This window comes from Propionivibrio sp., from assembly GCF_016790145.1.
Lineage (GTDB): Bacteria > Pseudomonadota > Gammaproteobacteria > Burkholderiales > Rhodocyclaceae > Propionivibrio.
Genome location: NZ_JAEUOI010000050.1, coordinates 1 through 3,243, shown reverse-complemented (window position 1 = coordinate 3,243; position 3,243 = coordinate 1). Strand labels below are relative to the sequence as shown.

2 protein-coding genes are annotated in these 3,243 nt (G+C 58.4%); both read right to left on the bottom strand.

Going from position 1 to position 3,243, the window contains the following annotated elements:
• The coding region (locus JNM42_RS05210) for an integrase domain-containing protein (RefSeq protein WP_294267254.1) at positions 1-904 on the bottom strand (904 nt) is incomplete at its 3' end.
• 704 nt (positions 905-1,608) lie between these two features.
• Positions 1,609-2,826 carry an IS110 family transposase gene (locus tag JNM42_RS05205; RefSeq protein ID WP_294267251.1) on the bottom strand — a complete coding sequence of 406 codons (1,218 nt, stop codon included), beginning with the start codon at positions 2,824-2,826 and terminating at the stop codon, positions 1,609-1,611.
• Between the last annotated feature and the right edge of the window lie 417 nt (positions 2,827-3,243).

Below are 3,243 nucleotides of genomic sequence, written 5' to 3'. Positions count from 1 at the left end.
CCAACGGGGGAATAGGCATAGCGACAGCCGTTCCGTACTGACTCGATGCCGCCACTTCAATCGGGCTCAGGAATCCCGATTCCTCCCGATACAAGCGTTGAAGATTGCCGTGCCGCAGTCCGTGCGGGGTCACACCGAGCTGATCCTTGGTGATCATCAAGCGGCGCATAAACCCATAAAAACGTCCTTGCGCCTGGAGCCAGGTGCAGTCCGGCCACCTCAGTCGTTTGATCCGTCCTTCCGTCGCCACCCGGCAGGCCCAGTCGAATGCTTCACGCTGCGCCTCGTTGCGGATCGGAATCTGACGGGGCTTGCCGCCTTTCGTGCCCTCAAAGACTTCAATGGCCCGACCCCCGTCAATCAAGGCATTGCTTGGGCGAATCTCGATGCTTTCCTTCACGCGCAAACCGAAGAAGTGCTGCAGGGAGAGCATCACCGCCAGACGTTCATCGATCGATTTGGCAAACTCGATCATCTTCAGCGGATCGACGCCGTTGGCCGACCACGACAGATTCACCCTCGTCGCGGCATGGCGCTGCGTCCGCTCCCTGGGGAAGTAGTCCTCCATATCCAGAACCACATTCCGTTTTCCCAGCCAGCCGGCCAAAGTGCGCAAGGCGGACAAGCGGTTATGGAGAAATTCTGCGGATCGGCCCTCCTTCTCCCAGTAAGTCATCAAAGCCTGAACGTGCTTCGGGCTCAGCGATGCCAGTTTCAGAATTCGATACCCCAGCACCCACAGTTGCGCCACAGAGGCGCGAATGTGCATACGTCGTTCTTTCCCCGTCTTGGTTGAGCATAAACCAACGCCCGAGGCGCGAACTTTCAAATGGGGTTCGATCTGGCGATCAATATCGTCCTGTACGGACTTCGGCAGCACTTTGGCTGCGAGGGACTTCTTCATGTCATTCTCCTTGATCCGGCGTGAGGCGTTGCCTCTGCGCTGTCTGCTATCACTTCAAGAAAGAACGCAGGGCCCGCTTCATCCGGGACATTGCGCTCAACCATTGCAACATCGCGCGGTGCAGCGGATAGCAATGCTTGCTCCGCACACCCGCGCATTGATACTCCTTGGTGCTTCTCCATATCAATCGAATCTCCATAAGTAGATTTTCCATATCGTCTCGATGGCGGTGACATCGAGTGCGCAAAGGCGCGGGTCGCCCGGGAGCCACGGGCGACAACAAATAAAACGTTCGGTGGTGAAATGGCGTGGTGTTTAGAAATTTGAATCAATGACGATTGCTCCAGCATTTCTGGTGGAAGCGCAACCAACCTTTGGGCTCACAGCCCTTGGGTTCAATCTACTGGCCTTGTCCGATCACATCGGCAAGGAAGCGTCGCGCAAGCGCGATAAGGAGCACCCTTGAAAGAATGTCCCTCGGGGAAATTTTCCCCGGCACCAGAGTTGATCTCTGCAGCCGCGTCACAGCGCTGCAGTCCAGTCGTTTCGCACAATCACATTGCGCGCTACGCTGCTTGTTCGTAAGGAATTACACCGGTCCCGCAAGGGAACTTACCGTGAAAGCCCCCGCGCGATGGGCGATGATGAACCTCCCAGCCGTTCTGGCGGGATAGCAGAGAGAGAGAGAGAGAAGAACAGGCTGGCTAGGCGGCAGCGGTTTCGGGCCAATAGCCGAAACGTTTCAACGCCTTTAGCCAGCGTGGAGCATTTTTGGCCACGTTCGCCGCGGCGTAATCAAACCCCGAGTCGTGATACGCCTGGCGGCGGGTAAGCATGAAGTAAATGGTACGAATGAGTTTATGGGCCAAGGCCACAATGGTTTTTTTGTGTCCGCGTCGGACCACGAGTCCCTGATACTTGGCTTTGAAAACCGACAGGGTACATCGGGCTGCATTGGCGGCTTCGCAGAGCAAGGCACGCAGAAGGGTATTGCCCTTGCGCGTCTTGCCGCTTTTTCGTTTGCCCGCACTTTCGTTATTGCCCGGACACAGGGCCGCCCAAGAGGCGAGGCGCGGTGCGCTGCCGAAACGGGTCATGTCGTCGCCGATCTCGATCAGGATGGCGGCCGCCGCCATGACATCGATCCCGGGAATCGTCTGCAGCAGCTCAAAGGCCCAGGCATAAGGTTGCATGGCCTCGATCAAGTAGGCGTCCAGTCTGCGCAGACGGGCTTCCAGTTCGCCGATATGGCTGCGCAGTTCGCGCAGCACCATCGTGTGGCGAGGCGACAAGTCGCCGTCGAGGGAGGCGAGGATGTCTTCCTTGGGCGCCCGCAAGCGACCAGAGAGCTTGATTAGCTCGCTCGCCGGCTGGCCGTCGATCAAACCATCGACAATGGCTTGTGCCGCCTTGCCATTGATGTCCGCGACGAGACCGCCCAGCTTGATGCCGGCATCGTCGAGTAGCTTGTGCAGCCGGTTCTTCTCGGCGGCCAGCAGGGCCACCAGTTTTTTGCGGTAGCGCGACACCAGCCGCAGTTCGCGCAAGTCGCGGGGCGGAATGAAACTGCCGCGGACCAATCCAAAACGCCCCAATTGGGCCAGCCACTCCGAGTCGGCCACGTCCGTCTTGCGGCCGGGCACGTGCTTGACGTGGTGGGCATTGACTACCCAGGCTGGCACGCCGGCATGCTCCAGATGAGCGTAGACGCTCTTCCAGTAAATGCCCGTGCTCTCCGGAATGGCCAGTTCGACACCCTGTTCCCGCAGCCAGGTGGCCAAGGCCTTGAGGTCGCGCTTGAAGCCGCCGAATTCACGCTGGTGTTTGCTGGTTTGGCCGCTGTCGTCCTCGATCAGGACGGTCACGACGTGTTTCATGCGATGCACGTCGATGCCGGCGACCCGTTGGTGAAGGGTTTCCATGACGTATCTCCTGTGGTTAAACTGCACCGTGGGAGACGGCGGACAACCCGGTCAGTTACGCCTTGCGTCGGAAATCGGCGCAGGCCTCTTTACCGTGCGTCCTCTGCAAACAACACAGGGAACAATCGGGGGGACGGACTGTCCGGGTCGGGTCCAGTTAGAACGCGGGGTGTATCCGCCAAATGTTAATCGACCTCTCGTCCACCCTCTCCCACATGCACATCATCGCCCATCGCGCGGCTTTCATGTTCGGGGGTGAGCTTCAGGATCATGAGAGTTACCGTGAAAAAGTATGGCTGAATGGCAATAAATAACTCTCGCAGCCAGAATGGCACGATGGGCAGTTAAAGAACGAATCGGCGCGCCACCACTCTGCCAAGCACCACCCCTGGTGCCTCTAACATCAGTGAAGGTTTC

Excerpts from the sequence above, each read along its gene's own strand:
- JNM42_RS05205 (WP_294267251.1), bottom strand. The coding sequence starts at position 2,826 with ATGGAAACCCTTCACCAACGGGTCGCCGGCATCGACGTGCATCGCATG.